The sequence below is a fragment of the Streptomyces sp. NPDC096013 genome (genome assembly GCF_044763565.1).
GTDB lineage: Bacteria > Actinomycetota > Actinomycetes > Streptomycetales > Streptomycetaceae > Streptomyces.
Map to the genome: position 1 here is coordinate 215,380 of NZ_JBIWGK010000001.1, position 13,760 is coordinate 229,139.

At 71.2% G+C, this 13,760-nt stretch carries 12 protein-coding genes; 8 read left to right on the forward strand and 4 right to left on the reverse strand.

Going from position 1 to position 13,760, the window contains the following annotated elements; translation table 11 throughout:
- Positions 1–2,817: an NHLP bacteriocin export ABC transporter permease/ATPase subunit gene (locus ACIRB1_RS00955; protein ID WP_403464048.1), complete on the forward strand. Its 2,817-nt coding sequence runs from the start codon at positions 1–3 to the stop codon at positions 2,815–2,817.
- A gap of 50 nt (positions 2,818–2,867) precedes the next feature.
- Here ACIRB1_RS00955 and ACIRB1_RS00960 read toward each other — a convergent pair whose 3' ends face one another.
- Both ACIRB1_RS00960 and ACIRB1_RS00965 read right to left on the reverse strand, forming a co-directional pair.
- Entirely contained in the window at positions 2,868–3,395 is a 528-nt protein-coding gene (locus ACIRB1_RS00960; RefSeq protein ID WP_403464049.1) for an SRPBCC family protein, read from the reverse strand.
- 6 nt (positions 3,396–3,401) lie between these two features.
- Positions 3,402–3,785 carry an ArsR/SmtB family transcription factor gene (locus tag ACIRB1_RS00965; RefSeq protein WP_403464051.1) on the reverse strand — a complete coding sequence of 128 codons (384 nt, stop codon included), beginning with the start codon at positions 3,783–3,785 and terminating at the stop codon, positions 3,402–3,404.
- A gap of 211 nt (positions 3,786–3,996) precedes the next feature.
- On the opposite strand from ACIRB1_RS00965, the gene ACIRB1_RS00970 reads away from it, so the two are divergent.
- Positions 3,997–5,496: an MFS transporter gene (locus ACIRB1_RS00970; RefSeq protein WP_403464052.1), complete on the forward strand. Its 1,500-nt coding sequence runs from the start codon at positions 3,997–3,999 to the stop codon at positions 5,494–5,496.
- A gap of 269 nt (positions 5,497–5,765) precedes the next feature.
- Positions 5,766–6,140 (forward strand): STAS domain-containing protein, encoded by a 375-nt coding sequence (locus ACIRB1_RS00975; RefSeq protein WP_352184766.1) that lies wholly within the window; start codon positions 5,766–5,768, stop codon positions 6,138–6,140.
- A gap of 172 nt (positions 6,141–6,312) precedes the next feature.
- Here ACIRB1_RS00975 and ACIRB1_RS00980 read toward each other — a convergent pair whose 3' ends face one another.
- Positions 6,313–6,750, reverse strand: coding sequence for a protease inhibitor (locus ACIRB1_RS00980; RefSeq protein WP_352184765.1), 438 nt, complete (start codon positions 6,748–6,750; stop codon positions 6,313–6,315).
- A gap of 359 nt (positions 6,751–7,109) precedes the next feature.
- Here ACIRB1_RS00980 and ACIRB1_RS00985 point away from each other — a divergent pair, with 359 nt between their 5' ends.
- From ACIRB1_RS00985 to ACIRB1_RS01005, 5 genes are all read left to right on the forward strand, one after another.
- A complete protein-coding gene (locus ACIRB1_RS00985) occupies positions 7,110–7,661 on the forward strand; it encodes a hypothetical protein (RefSeq protein WP_403464053.1) in 552 nt (183 codons plus the stop codon).
- 201 nt (positions 7,662–7,862) lie between these two features.
- Positions 7,863–9,458 carry a purine-cytosine permease family protein gene (locus ACIRB1_RS00990; RefSeq protein ID WP_403464054.1) on the forward strand — a complete coding sequence of 532 codons (1,596 nt, stop codon included), beginning with the start codon at positions 7,863–7,865 and terminating at the stop codon, positions 9,456–9,458.
- Positions 9,458–10,123, forward strand: coding sequence for a cyclase family protein (locus ACIRB1_RS00995; protein ID WP_403464056.1), 666 nt, complete (start codon positions 9,458–9,460; stop codon positions 10,121–10,123). The genes ACIRB1_RS00990 and ACIRB1_RS00995 overlap by 1 nt, the downstream gene beginning before the upstream one ends.
- A gap of 46 nt (positions 10,124–10,169) precedes the next feature.
- Positions 10,170–10,868 carry an alpha/beta fold hydrolase gene (locus tag ACIRB1_RS01000; protein WP_403464057.1) on the forward strand — a complete coding sequence of 233 codons (699 nt, stop codon included), beginning with the start codon at positions 10,170–10,172 and terminating at the stop codon, positions 10,866–10,868.
- A 111-nt stretch (positions 10,869–10,979) separates the two neighbouring features.
- Positions 10,980–11,957 carry a 2-hydroxyacid dehydrogenase gene (locus tag ACIRB1_RS01005; protein ID WP_403464058.1) on the forward strand — a complete coding sequence of 326 codons (978 nt, stop codon included), beginning with the start codon at positions 10,980–10,982 and terminating at the stop codon, positions 11,955–11,957.
- Between the two features lie 14 nt (positions 11,958–11,971).
- Here the strand turns inward: ACIRB1_RS01005 and ACIRB1_RS01010 are convergent, their stop codons facing one another.
- Positions 11,972–13,597: an RICIN domain-containing protein gene (locus ACIRB1_RS01010; RefSeq protein WP_403464059.1), complete on the reverse strand. Its 1,626-nt coding sequence runs from the start codon at positions 13,595–13,597 to the stop codon at positions 11,972–11,974.
- Positions 13,598–13,760: the final 163 nt, after the last annotated feature.

The window sequence follows — 13,760 nt, forward strand, 5'->3', positions numbered from 1 at the left end:
ATGACGTCTGTTCACGAGGGCGACCTGGTCCTCGGCGCGCTGGGGAACCTCGGCACGCCGATCGACTGCGCCGCGTCCAACCGCCTCGACCTCGAAGGCCCGCAGGTGCTCTGGCTGGTCGCGTCGGGCGCCATCGACCTGTTCGCGGTGGACGCCGTGCAGCAGGGCCACTGGCACCACCTCGGCCGGCTGGAGGCGGGCTCGCTGCTGCTCGGCCCGGTCGCCGGGCCCCAGCACACCCTGGTGGCCCGCCCGTTGCGGGACTGCGTGGTGCACCGCATCAACCTGCGCGAGCTGTACCAGCCCGCCAACACCCAGACCTGGTCGTACGACGAGTACGGCAACCCCCAGTACGTTCCCCCGACGTCGAGCCCGCTCGAATACGCCCTCGCGCTCGGTGTCGGCCGCGGCCTCTCCATTCTCTTCCAGGCCCCGATGGCGAACGAACGGGCCGCCGCACCCACCGACGACGACGTCTTCTGGATGCAAGTCCCCCCGGGCAGCGTGCAGTACGGCTCGGTGTACGGCGCCGAGGCCGCCGCCGACCTGCTGATGGACCCCGGTGTCTGGCAGGGCATGGTCGACCAGCAGTACCGGCTGCTGTCCACGCTGGACAAGTGGATCGAGCAGCTGGAGCGCACCCACGAGACGCGCACCGCCGCCGGTATCAAGGCCGGTGAGGCGGTGCGCGCGCAGGCCGACCGGACGCTGCTGGCGTCGATCGGCAAGTCCGCGGCCCGGCGCACGACCGCGGCCGACGCCGACGCGTCGTACGCCGCCTGCAAGCTGGTCTCCGAGGCGGCCGGCATCACCCTCGCCGAACCCTCCCAGAGCGGCAGCGAGAGCGACCGTCTCGACCCGGTCGAGCGCATCGCCCTCACCTCCCGGGTCCGGGTGCGTGCCGTACGGCTCGACGGCCGCTGGTGGCGGGACAACGTCGGCCCGCTGGTGGGCCATCGGGCGCTGTCCGGGGCGCCGGTCGCCCTGCTGTGGCGGCGCGGCGGCTATGTCGCCGTCCACCCGGCGACCGGCCGGGAGACACCGATCGAGAAGGCGAACGCGGCAGAGTTCGAGCCGCGCGCGGTGATGTTCTACCGTCCGCTGCCCGAGCGGCGGCTCAGTCCGCTCAGGCTGCTGCGGTTCTCCATGCACGGCACCGCGGGCGATCTCTCCAACCTGCTGATCAGCGGACTGGTGACGGTCGCCATCGGGGCGTTGGTCCCGATCGCGACGGGCAAGGTGCTCGGCGAGTTCGTGCCGAAGGCCCAGACGGACCTGATCGTCCAGGTCTGTGTGGCCGTGATGATCACGAGTGTGGTGGCGGCGGCCTTCATGCTGCTGGAGAACCTCACGATTCTCCGCCTGGAGGGCCGGATCGAGGCGACGCTCCAACCGGCCGTCTGGGACCGCCTGTTGAGGCTGCCCACGAAGTTCTTCACCGAGCGCTCGACGGGGGAGCTGGCGAGCGCGGCGATGGGCGTCAGCTCGATCCGCCGTCTGCTGGCGGGAGTCGGCCCGGTCGTCGCCCAGTCGGTGACGGTCGGCCTGATGAACCTCGGCCTGCTGTTCTGGTACAGCCCCTCGATGGCGCTCGCGGCGATCGGCATGCTCATCGTGATCGCGGCCGTGTTCCTGGGGCTCGGCCTGTGGCAGGTGCGCTGGCAGCGCCGGCTGGTCGTGCTCGGCAACAAGCTGAACAACCAGGCCTTCCAGACCCTGCGCGGCCTGCCCAAGCTCCGCGTCGCGGCGGCCGAGAACTACGCCTACGCGGCCTGGGCCTCCGAGTTCGCCCGCAGCCGCGAGCTGCAGCAGCGGGTCGGCCGGATCAAGAACCTCACCACGGTGATGGGCGCGGTGTATCTGCCGGTCTGCACCCTGCTGATGTTCATGCTCCTCGCGGGCCCGGCACGCGGCTCGATGTCGGCGTCCTCCTTCCTCACCTTCAACACGTCGGTGACGATGCTCCTGACCTCCGTCACCAGCCTCACCGGCGCCTTCGTCTCGGCGGTGTCCGCGCTCCCCCTCTTCGAGGAGATCAGGCCGGTCCTGGACGCGGCCCCCGAGGTCCGCACCGCGAGCACCCGCCCCGGCCGGCTGTCCGGCGCGATCGAGGCCCGCCGGGTCTCCTTCCGCTACGCCGACGACGGCCCCCTCGTCCTCGACGACGTGTCCTTCGAGGTCCGCGCGGGCGAGTTCGTGGCGATCGTCGGCCCCAGCGGCTGCGGCAAGTCCACCCTGCTGCGCCTGCTCATCGGCTTCGACAAACCGGTCTCCGGCAGTGTGCTGTACGACGGCCAGGACCTCGGCGCCCTCGACCAGTCGGCGGTGCGGCGGCAGTGCGGGGTGGTGCTCCAGCACGCGCAGCCGTTCACCGGTTCCATCCTGGACGTCATCTGCGGCACCGAGCCGTTCACGCCGGAGGAGGCGATGGCGGCGGCCGAGATGGCGGGGCTCGCGGAGGACATCAAGCGGATGCCGATGGGCCTGCACACGATCGTCTCCGGCAGCGGCGCGGTCTCGGGCGGCCAGCGTCAACGCCTCATGATCGCCCAGGCGTTGATCCGCAGGCCGCGCATCCTCTTCTTCGACGAGGCGACCAGCGCGCTGGACAACGAGACCCAGCGGACGGTGATCGAGAGCACGAAGGCGCTCAACGCGACCCGCATCGTCATCGCCCACCGGCTGTCGACCGTGCTGGACGCGGACCGGGTCGTGGTCATGGAGGACGGCAAGGTCGCCCAACAGGGGCCGCCCGCGCAGCTGTTGGCGGATACGGGCGGGCGGTTGCACGAATTGGTGCGGCGGCAGATGGCGTGACGGGTCGGGCGGTCGGACGGTCGGTGGGGTGAGTCGCCGGGCCCGACCGGTCAGTCCAGGCCGGGGACGGCCGCGCCGGAGGGAACCCCCGCCGCCAAGTAGCCCTCGTAGAACGCCTTCCAGGGCACACCCGCACCGGTGTGCGGCCCCGCGACCCGCTCGCCTCGGGCCGTCGCGTCCAGGGCGGCGAGGCAGACCTCCCAGCCTGCGCCGTTGCGGGACGCGGTGTTCGCGGCGCCGAGGACGTTGGTGAGTGTGAAGCGGGTGCGTTTCTCCTCGATCTCCTCAAGGTCGAAGTGCAGTTCGTCGTCGCCCCACTCGAAGGACAGGTGCCGGGGTGCGTCGACGGCGATGACCCGGCCTGTGGACTCCGGCATGTTCGGGTCGCCGCTGAACGTGACCGTGGCGCCGGGGCGCAGATCGAACTCGGCGCGTGAGGGGAACCACCGCGCGAGTTCGTCGGGGTCGGTCACGAACCGCCAGACGCGGTCGCGGGGTTGGTCGTAGGTGCGGCTGAAACGGACGGCGGGGCGGCCGTCCTCCAGGGTCAGATACGTGCCGGTGAGATCGACGGACATGGCGGATCAGTCCTTCGGGGTGGGTTCCTTGACGGCGTCGGTGCGGTCGGCGTCGTCGGCATCGGTGTCGTGCGTGTCGTCCGACGCCTCGTCCAGGCGCCGGCCCAGCCGGTCCAGGCTGCGGTTCCACAGCTCGCGGTAGGGAGCGAGCCAGGCGTCGAGGGCGGCGATCGGGGCGGGGTCGAGGGCGTAGACACGGCGTTGCGCGTCCTGCCGTACCCGGACCAGGCCCGCGTCACGCAACACCCGCAGGTGCTTCGACGTGCTCGGCTGGCTCAGGCCGCAGGCCTCCACGATCTCCCCGACGGGCCGGGGCCGCTCCAGGAGCAGGCCGACGATGGCCCGCCGATGGGGATCGGCGAGGGCGGTCCAGAGCGCGGCGTCGGACATGGCTCCAATATGCCTCGCCGGTTATATTCCCGTCAAGGAATACAGGGCAAGTCGCCCCGACCCCACGCCCGCCAGGCCGCCGTCACGCGGGCAGGCTCCACGTCCCAGCGAAACTTTGCCGTTTCGCTGAAAGTGCTCTAATCTCGATGTGTACGAAACCGTTTCGTTTACGTTTTGGTAAACCCTGAACGACTTCCCTGGAGTGGTTCCGATGTCCCAGAAGACTCTGACCGAAGGCACCCGCACGGGTGCCGAGGAGGCGCAGGCCGCCTCCTCGAAGCGGTGGTGGATCCTCGCGATCGTCGCCATCGCTCAGCTGATGGTGGTTCTCGACGCCACCATCGTGAACATCGCCCTGCCGTCGGCCCAGAAGGACCTCGGCTTCTCCGACGGCAACCGGCAGTGGATCGTCACCGCGTACGCCCTCGCGTTCGCCTCCCTGCTGCTGCTCGGCGGCCGCATCGCCGACCTGTTCGGCCGCAAGACCGCCTTCCTCGGCGGTGTCGTCGGCTTCGCCGCCGCGTCCGCGCTCGGCGGTGCCGCCACGAGTTTCGAGATGCTGGTCACCGCACGCGCCCTCCAGGGTGTCGCGGGCGCACTGCTCGCACCGGCCGCCCTGTCCCTGCTCAACACGACGTTCACCGACGCCCGTGAGCGCGCCAGGGCGTTCAGCGTCTACGGCGCCATCGCCGGCGCCGGCGGCGCGGTGGGCCTGTTGCTCGGCGGTGTGCTGACCGACGCGTTCGACTGGCGCTGGACGCTCTACGTGAACGTCGCCATCGCCTTCGTCGCCTTCGCGGGCGGCTGGGTCCTGCTCAGCAACCACCGTGACGCCGCCGGCTCCAAGCTGGACGTGCCGGGCACGGTACTGGTCGCCGGTGGTCTGTTCTCCGTGGTCTACGGCTTCTCCAACGCCGAGACGCACGACTGGAGTTCACCGCAGACCTGGGGCTTCCTGATCGTGGGCGGTCTGCTGCTCGCCGCCTTCGCCTGGTGGCAGAACCGCGCCGCGCACCCGCTGCTGCCGCTGCGCATCCTGCTGGACCGCAACCGGGGCGCCTCGTTCCTCGCCGTGCTGATCACCGGTGCGGGCATGTTCGGCGTGTTCCTGTTCCTCACCTACTACCTCCAGCTGAACCTGGGCTTCAGCCCGACCAAGACCGGTGTCGCGTTCCTGCCGATGATCGGCGCCCTGATGGTCGCGGCCCAGCTCGGCACCACGGTGCTCGTGCCGCGGCTCGGCCCGAAGGTCGTCATCCCGCTGGGCTTCGCCATCGCCATGGTCGGCATGGCCTGGCTGACCGGCATCGGGGTCAGCTCGTCCTACGTGAGCCACGTGCTGCCGCAGCTGATCGTCATCGGCGCGGGCCTCGGCATGGTGATGCCCCCGGCGATGCAGCTGGCGACGGGCGGAGTGGCCGCCGAGGACGCGGGTGTCGCCTCGGCGACGGTCAACGCCATGCAGCAGGTGGGCGGTTCGATCGGTACGGCCCTGCTGAACACGCTGGCCGCGAGCGCCGCGACCGACTACCTGGCCGGGAAGGACGCGCGCGACAAGCTGGTCCAGGCGCAGGCGACGATCGAGAGCTACACCACCGCGTTCTGGTGGTCGGCGGGCTTCTTCGCCGCGGGCACGCTGATCGCGCTGGTGCTCTACCGTCGCGGGGTTCCGCAGCTGGACGAGGACGCCGCTCCCGTCGTCCACATGTGACCGGCTCCGCCCGAGCCCGGGCCTGAGCCGCACCGACCGAGGGGCCGCCGTCCGCAGGGAGACGGCGGCCCCTCTTCTTCGCAGTGACAGCCCTTCCGCTGAAGTGGCGGCTCTCCTGTGCCGTGGCGGCCGAACGGAAGTCAACCTCCCGAACCGAAATTCACCTTGTCGGGTGAACCAGATCTTGCGGGCGGCGTGTCGGGGATGCTCGGGGCCCCTCCGGGGTAACTACCGAGACCGGATGCGTCCCGTGCCGAGGTGGAGCGGCCATGACAGCGGAAGCGGACGAACGCGACGGCCCCGCGGCCAACTCCTGTGCCCGTACGCGGTCCGGGGGCCCCTTCACGGTGGTCGAGGTATCGGGCGAGATCGACATGGCGACGGCCGGCTTCGTCGTGGAACATCTGGACGCGGCGACGGCGGTCGAGGAGCCCGATGTGCTGGTGGATCTGCGGCCGGTCGCGTTCTTCGACTGCTCGGGGCTGCGGGTGCTGTGCCGGGCCGAGCGGCGGGCCAAGGAGCGCGGCGGCCGGCTGCGCATCGTCTCGGACGGGCCGCGCATCGACCGGCTGTTGCGCGCCTCGGGACTGCTCGGCCGCTTCCCGCCGCTCCGCGCGCTGCCGGCCCGGGCCGAGCGGCCGTGATGAGCCACGTCGGGCGGCAGTCGGGCCATGACAATGCCAGGGGCCGGCACGGGCGACCCCACACCGCCCGGCCGACCCCTGGTGCGGGATCGCAGTACTCCGCGACAGGGGCACGCACTCCCCAGCTACGGACCCTCCCTGTTGCTCACGGAGACGGTGCGACCCCGGTCTCTCAGAACGTGAAGACGCCTCCGTATCCGTAGGAGTCCTTCACGCACTCGTTGGAGAAGACGCGCTCGTAGGAGACGCGTCGGCCCTGCCACACACCGTCGACCGTCACGACGACGGGGTGGTAGAGCTTGTTGCAGAGCACGTCGTCCCGAGCCTTCAGGGCGTCGAAGTCGCCCCCGATGCCGCGCAGTTCGGCGCAGGCCTCGGCGGCTGCCGGGTGGGTGCCGGAGGCGGTGGGCGCGCAGGTGAGGGTCACCGCGCGTTCCGGTGTGGCGAGGGCGGCGTCGTTGCCGTGGCCCATGGTGAGCACCAGGGCCGAGGGGGCGTAGAGCGCGGCCGGGGCGGCTCCCTGGGCGGCGAGGGCGGACCCGGTCAGGGGCCCGCAGACGGCGGTGGCCGTCAGACCCAGGGTCGCTGCCCAGCGCGCGGTGTTCCGCATTGTGTGCATCCTTCCGCTCGATGCGAACCGATCACGAACCGATCGGTTCGAAGAGGTGCCGGTCCCGCTCGGTCGGTGCCGGACCGGCGGGCGCCACTCTGCCGAGTCCCACGCGGAAACTCACATCCCACCCACAGCTTTCAGTAACCTTGCGTGTTGAATCAGTGGCGCGAAGTCACGGAATTCGAACACGTCGACCCCGTAACCACGCGGTTCTTGATCGCCGAAGCGGGTCGGATGGCCGGTTTACCCGTGCTCGCCAATCGTCCTGAAACAGTCCCGAAACATTCCGTTTCAGCTCTCGGCACACTCCGCCGCGGTCCCTTGCGTTCGCCCTGTCAGCGAGTAATGGTGATTACATGATTACGACAGAGCAGCAGGAGAAGCTTCGCGGCTGGTTCACCGGCCGTCTGCCCGACGACCTGTTCGAGGAGCTGGTCGAGGTCACGGTCGACCGCGAGGAGGTCACCGTCATCGGCCGCATCCCCGCGCCCAAGCTCGCCGAGGGCGTCTCGGACGCCGAGAAGGAGGCGGCCGTCCAGGGCCGCGTCCAGGAGTTCCGCGAGCGCACCCGGGAGACCCGGATCGCCCTCGCGCGCGAAGCCGAGCACCGGTTCCGCAGGAAGGTCTCGTGGGGGGTGGAGTGCGCCGGGGAGCGATCCCTGTTCACGCACATCGCCGCGCCCGTGATGACCCGGCTGCGCCAGCCCGAGCGTCAGGTCCTCGACACCCTCATCGCCGCCGGCGTCGCCCGCAGCCGCAGCGACGCGCTCGCCTGGTGCGTCCGGCTCGTCCAGCGCCACACCGACGACTGGCTCACCGAGCTGCGCGACTCCCTCGAACACGTCCAGCGGGTCCGCGCCCAGGGCCCCGACACCGGACCGGAGGACGCCCCGGGCGACGACGAGTGACTCCGGGGTGGACGATTCCTCCACCCGCCGCACGAAAGATGGATGAACCGTCCTCTGGTGCGGGTGTCACGGCCGCCATAGCGTCGGCGGACACCCTGAGGACGGCATCCGCTCACCCCGCCCACCCCGCGCGCGTGACGCCCGTCCCCACCGCCACCGCGCTACAACGCGCTCCACCGCCGTCCCCCGCTGGAGCCCCCCTTGTCCCCCTCGTCCGAGCAGCCCGCCCCCTCCCCCGCCGCGCCGAACCAGTCCCTGACCGAGGTCGAGACCTACGGCGTCGAGCGCATCCCCGACGCGGACCGCACCGCCACCCCGCTCGACCTGTTCCGGGTCGCGTTCGGCGGTGCCAACACCTTCTCCACCTGCGTGCTGGGCGCCTTCCCGATCCTGTTCGGCCTCTCCTTCTGGCAGGGCCTCGCGGCCACGCTCCTCGGAGTCGTCGTCGGCGCGCTGATCCTCTGCCCGATGGCGGTGTTCGGCCCGGTCAACGGCACGAACAACGCGGTCGCCTCCTCGGCGCACCTGGGCGTGCACGGCCGGGTCGTCGGCTCGTTCCTGTCGCTCCTGACGGCCGTCGCCTTCTTCTCCATCTCGGTGTGGAGCTCCGGCGACGCCCTGGTCGGCGGGGCGCACCGCCTGTTCGGCCTGGAGCAGAGCACGCTCTCCTATGTCGTCGCGTACGCGCTGTTCGCGGTGCTCGCCCTCGCGGTGTGCGTCTACGGCTTCCGGTTCATGCTGTTCGTCAACAAGATCGCCGTGATGTCCGCGACGGTCCTGTTCCTGCTCGGCGCGATCGCCTTCGCCGGTGACTTCGACCCGTCGTACGCCGGTGTCTTCACGTCCTCGGCGGACGCGGCGACCCAGTCGCTGTTCTGGCCGTCGTTCATCGGCGCCGCCCTGATCGTGCTCTCGAACCCGGTGTCCTTCGGCGCGTTCCTCGGCGACTGGTCGCGCTACATCCCCGCGAACACCCCGCGCCGCAAGGTGGTCGGCGCGGCCTTCCTCTCCCAGATCGCGACCCTCCTGCCGTTCGTCTTCGGTCTGGCGACCGCGAGCATCATCGCCACGAAGGCCCCCAAGTACGTCGACCCGGGCGCCCCGGACTTCGTGGGCGGGCTCCTCGCGATCTCACCGAGCTGGTTCTTCCTGCCGGTCTGTCTGCTGGCCCTGATCGGCGGCATGTCGACGGGCACGACCTCGCTCTACGGCACCGGGCTCGACTTCTCGTCGGTGTTCCCCCGGCTGTCACGGGTGCAGGCGACGTTCCTGGTCGGGGTGCTGTCCATCGCGTTCATCTTCATCGGCCGGTTCGGCCTCGACCTCGTGCAGTCGATCTCGACCTTCGCCACGATGATCATCACCTGTACGACGCCGTGGATGGTCGTGATGATGCTGGGCTTCTACACCCGGCGCGGCTGGTACGACCCGGACGCGCTCCAGGTCTTCAACCGCCGTCAGCGCGGCGGGCGTTACTGGTTCGCGCACGGCTGGAACTGGCGCGGCATGACCGCCTGGTGGGTGGCCGCCGTCGTCGGTGTGCTGTTCACCAATATCCCGGGGCAGTTCGTCGGCCCGCTCGGCGACCTCGCCAACGGCGTCGACATCAGCCTGCCGCTCTCCCTCGCCGTGGCCGCCGTGCTGTTCCTGGGTCTGCTCCGGCTGTTCCCCGAACCCCGGGCCGCGTACGGCCCGGAGGGCGCCCGGCTGGCCCGTACCGTCGAGGTCCCGGTGCCGCCGATCACCGGTCCCGGCGCGGCGATCGAGGCACCCATCGTGGCCGCCGAGGCCGGCTGATGCCGGGCTGGATCGACCTGTCGGTGCCCGTGGTCACCGGGATGCCCGTGTATCCCGGTGACCCGGCCGTCGAGGTCTCGGCCGCCCTGCGCGCACCCCGGGACGGCGTCAACGTCCTTAGGCTGCACATGGGTTCGCAGTCGGGCACGCATGTCGACGCCCCGTACCACGTGGACGACGCGTGGCCCCGCCTCGACGAACTGCCCCTGGAACGCTTCGCCGGGCACGCGGTGGTGGCCGACGTACGGGGGCTGCCGGACCGCGCGCCGATCACCCCCGACCTGCTGGCACCGGCGCTCGGTCAGCTGCGGCCGGGCTCCCTCTTCCTGCTGGCCACGGGCTGGTCGGCGTACTGGGGCACCGACCGGTATCGCGCCCACCCCTGGCTCACCCCGGAGGCGGCCGAAGCACTCGTGGCGGCCGGGGTCCGTACGGTCGCCGTCGACGCCCTGAGTGTCGACCCGACACCCGAACCCGGCGCCGGGACGGCCGACTTCGGCCTGCCCGCGCACCGGGTGCTGTGCGGCGCGGGCGGGGTGATCGCCGAGAACCTCACCGCTCTCGACCAGTTAGTGGGCCTCCCGGACGTGGAGCTGTTCCTGTTCCCGCTGCGGCTGCCGGGGGCGGACGGGGCGCCGGTACGGGCCGTGGCGCGGGCGGTCTGATCGGTTCGCGTGGGTCGTTGTCAGACCCGGCGGTTACGTTGGGACCATGACTCGGTTCGTGGTGGTGGCGGGGGCGTGGCTCGGGGCGTGGGCATGGGACGAGGTGGTGTCCGAGCTGCGTGCGGCCGGGCATGAGGCGTATGCGCTGACTCTGTCCGGGCTGGCGGAGAGGCAGGGGGTTCCGGCCGGGCAGCAGACCCATGTGCGGGACATCGTCGAGGAGGTCGAGCGCCTCGGTCTGCGGGATGTCGTCCTGGTCGGCCACAGCTACGCAGGTGTGCCTGTCGGTCAGGCGGCGGAGCGCCTCGGCGACCGGACGGCCCGGGTGGTGTTCGTCGACGCGAACGTGCCGGTCGACGGGAAGTCGTTCCTGGACGGCTTCCCGAGCGACCACATCAGGAAGGCGCTCGACGAGAACGGCGGGGCCTGGCCGCCCCTGGACCCCGCCGACTTCGCGGGGCAGGGCCTCACCGACGAGCAGATCACGCGCATCGTCACCGACGGGACCGCGCACCCGGGTGCCTCCCTCACCGAACCGGCCGTCCTGGCCCACCCGTTGGCCGGGCTTCCCGCCACCTATGTCAAGTGCCTGCTCGACGGCGACGAGTTGATGCCCCCGGTGGACGAACTCGTCGGGAGCGGACGCTGGGAGCTGGTGCGGATGGACACGGGCCACTGGCCGATGTTCTCGCAGCCTCGTGAACTGGCCCGCGTTCTGGGCGAGTCGGCCGCCGGACGCGCCTGAGCCAGGGTTCAGGTCCGTCCCGGCGGGCGGACGCGCGCCCACTCACCGATGCCCCCGCCGGTCGTGCATGCTCGGCGACGACAGCTCCGCCCCTCTCCTCAAGGATTCCGCATGCCCCCCACCAAGCACGTCCTGGCCGTCGTCCCACCCCACATGGGCGGCCGCGCAGCCGGAGCCGGCCTCGCGACACTGCTGCCCGACGGGGTGGACGTCACCGTCGTCGAGACCGTCGGCGAAGATCCCGACGCCCTGCGCGCGGCGCACGTCATCATCACCGCGCTCTCCCCGGTGACCGCCGAACACCTCGCCGCTGCACCGGAGTTGGAGCTGGTGCAGTGCGCGAGCCACGGCTTCGACTACGTCGACCTGGATGCCGCGCGCGCTCAGGGGGTGGTCGTCTGCACCATCGGTTCCAGCGGGGCCGAGGCGCAGAACGTGGCGGAGCAGACCTTCGCCTTGCTGCTGGCGCTGGCCAAGCAGATCGTCCCCGCGCACACGGCGCTCGTGCGGGGCGACTGGGCGCTCCCGCGACTCCAGCGCTCCCTGACCGAGCTGTCCGGCAAGACCGTAGGCATCGTGGGCCTGGGCGCGATCGGGCAGCAAGTCGCCCGCAGGGCAGCCGCGTTCGACATGACCGTCGTCTACGCCGGCCGACGCCCCGTCCCCGAGGAGACGACCGCGCGGCTGGGCGGCGCCCGCCATGTCCCCCTCGACGAACTGCTCCGCATGTCCGACTACGTCACCCTGCACACCCCGCTCACCGACGAGACCCGGCATCTTCTGGACGCCGAGCGGCTCGCGCTGCTCAAGCCGACCGCGTTCGTCGTCAACACCGCCCGGGGCGCCCTGATCGACCAGGACGCGCTCGCGGACGCCCTGGAAGCGGGCACCCTCGCGGGTGCGGGCCTGGACGTCTTCGACCCCGAACCGCCCACCCCCGCCCTGCGGTTGCTCAAGGCGCCGAACGTGGTCCTCTCGCCGCACGTCGGCGGCGTGACCCGGGAGACGGTGCTCCGGATCGCGCTCGCCGCCGTACGGAACGCCGCCGGCCATCTGACCGGCCAAGCCCCGGCCGACGTCGTCGGCTGAGCGGGTCACACTCGTCAGCCGAGCCGGTCCACGGCCCTCGCGGGGCGCGCCGACGGCCCTCCCGTCCCGGCGATCGACAGTGAACCGGGGCTGGCCGTCACCCCGCTGGTCAGCCAGCGCTGCGCCGTGGTGCGGTCGCGGACCTTGAGGACGATCACCGCCCCCGGGTCCTTGCTCGTGGAGGTGAGCGCCAGCGCCGGGTTCCAGCGGGGCAGCAACTCGCCCCGCGTGGTGAGGTCATAGCGGACGTCGTCGCCGCGCACGGCCTTCGCGTCGGCGCAGGTACCGAGGACGACGACACCGGCGTCGGCGTGCGAGTCCAGGCACAGCGCGGGGTTCGCCGCAGTGCGCAACAGCCCGTCGGTGTCGTAGGACCACTCCTGGGTCACGCCCGAGGAGCACACCGCGAGGCTGGTGCCGGCGCCGGCCTTCACGGTGCCCTGGATGTCGAGGCACAGGTCGGCGGCGGCGTTGCGCAGCCGCGTGCGCTGGGGTGCGGCGGGGAGGCGGGCGGTGCCGGGTGCGGAGGACGTCCCGTGTCCGGAGCCGCTGTTCGTGGTGCTGGAGGCGACGGGACCGGCGGTGCCGCCGCCGTGGCCGGGCCACAGGCCGACGGCGAGCACCAGGGTGACGACCCCGGCACCGACCAGGCCGACACCGGCGAACAGGGCCCGGGACGAGCGGACCGCGTCCACGATCCGGCGGCCGGGCGCAGGGAGGCGGGAGAGCAGCCGGTGGCGTCCGGTGCCGCCGCCGGTGTGCCCGCCGTGCCGGGGGGCGGTCTTGGCCTGGGGGTCGTGCCCGGCGCGGCCCGGCCGGGACGCGAGGTAGGGGCGGGCTCCCCAGCCGAGTACCGCCTCGGCGAGGAGGACGCCCAGTCCGCCTTCGAAATAGCCGAGTTGTTCGGCGGCGAAACGGCAGTAGCGGCACTGCGTCAGATGCTGCTGGACATCGGGCAGCAGGGTGCCGCCGCGGCGCATCGGGGCGTCGAGGAGGCGGTTGTAGTAACGGCAATCCTGGGTCGGCGCGAGTTCCTGGTGGGCGCGTACACAGCCCTGGCGGAATTTTTCGTGCGCCTCCTGGAGAGCGGCCGACGCGTTGTCGGTGTCCATGCCGAGCAGGGCCGCCGGCACGGTTATCGACTCGGCCTCGACCTCGGTGTGCCACAGCAGACACTGGGCGAGCGGCGGAAGTGTCTGGAAAGAGCGCTCCGCGAGCTTCCGATTTTCCGCCGTCATGGACTTCGCGGCCCGCATGGCGCGGCCCCCGGAGGGTTTCTCCAGATCGGGAAGAACACTCGATATTCGCTCTTCCGTGGACCAATCCCGGAGCGTGTCGCGCACGGTCAGCAGCAGTCGGGGCCGCAGCGCCACCCCGTGTTCACCGAACGTCAGCCGGTCGAACACCTGGTGGAAGGCCGCCGCCGCTGCCATCGCGGGAATGGCCCCCTCGGCGTCGAGGCAGATGCCCGCGTAATCCTGGACCGGCCGCCAGTGCCGTGTCATGAGCAGGGCGACGGAATGGGCGGCCTCCCCTTCCGGACGGCCCCGCAGCCGGGCGGCCAGGGTCTCGTCGGATTCCTCGGGGGCCCCGCCGTCCGGCGGCGGGTAAGGAGGACGAGGGGGGTGAGGGTTGGACACGGAGTGGATTCCTCGGATTCGGTTCATCAACACGTCAATGAGCCCCGGGCATTGCCCCCGCGCGGGTGTTTCACCCTTGCACAACCCACCGAACCCAACAAGGCACTTGGGTAACTTCCATACCATTGAAAGAAAGTCAGATGCGGTGCCAACTCGCTTCACC

Bases quoted from the DNA above. Each gene is read 5' to 3' on its own strand.
- ACIRB1_RS00955 (WP_403464048.1), top strand. From the start codon at position 1: ATGACGTCTGTTCACGAGGGCGACCTGGTCCTCGGCGCGCTGGGGAAC.
- ACIRB1_RS00960 (WP_403464049.1), bottom strand. From the start codon at position 3,395: ATGTCCGTCGATCTCACCGGCACGTATCTGACCCTGGAGGACGGCCGC.
- ACIRB1_RS00965 (WP_403464051.1), bottom strand. From the start codon at position 3,785: ATGTCCGACGCCGCGCTCTGGACCGCCCTCGCCGATCCCCATCGGCGG.
- ACIRB1_RS00970 (WP_403464052.1), top strand. From the start codon at position 3,997: ATGTCCCAGAAGACTCTGACCGAAGGCACCCGCACGGGTGCCGAGGAG.
- ACIRB1_RS00975 (WP_352184766.1), top strand. From the start codon at position 5,766: ATGACAGCGGAAGCGGACGAACGCGACGGCCCCGCGGCCAACTCCTGT.
- ACIRB1_RS00980 (WP_352184765.1), bottom strand. From the start codon at position 6,750: ATGCGGAACACCGCGCGCTGGGCAGCGACCCTGGGTCTGACGGCCACC.
- ACIRB1_RS00985 (WP_403464053.1), top strand. From the start codon at position 7,110: ATGATTACGACAGAGCAGCAGGAGAAGCTTCGCGGCTGGTTCACCGGC.
- ACIRB1_RS00995 (WP_403464056.1), top strand. From the start codon at position 9,458: ATGCCGGGCTGGATCGACCTGTCGGTGCCCGTGGTCACCGGGATGCCC.
- ACIRB1_RS01000 (WP_403464057.1), top strand. From the start codon at position 10,170: ATGACTCGGTTCGTGGTGGTGGCGGGGGCGTGGCTCGGGGCGTGGGCA.
- ACIRB1_RS01005 (WP_403464058.1), top strand. From the start codon at position 10,980: ATGCCCCCCACCAAGCACGTCCTGGCCGTCGTCCCACCCCACATGGGC.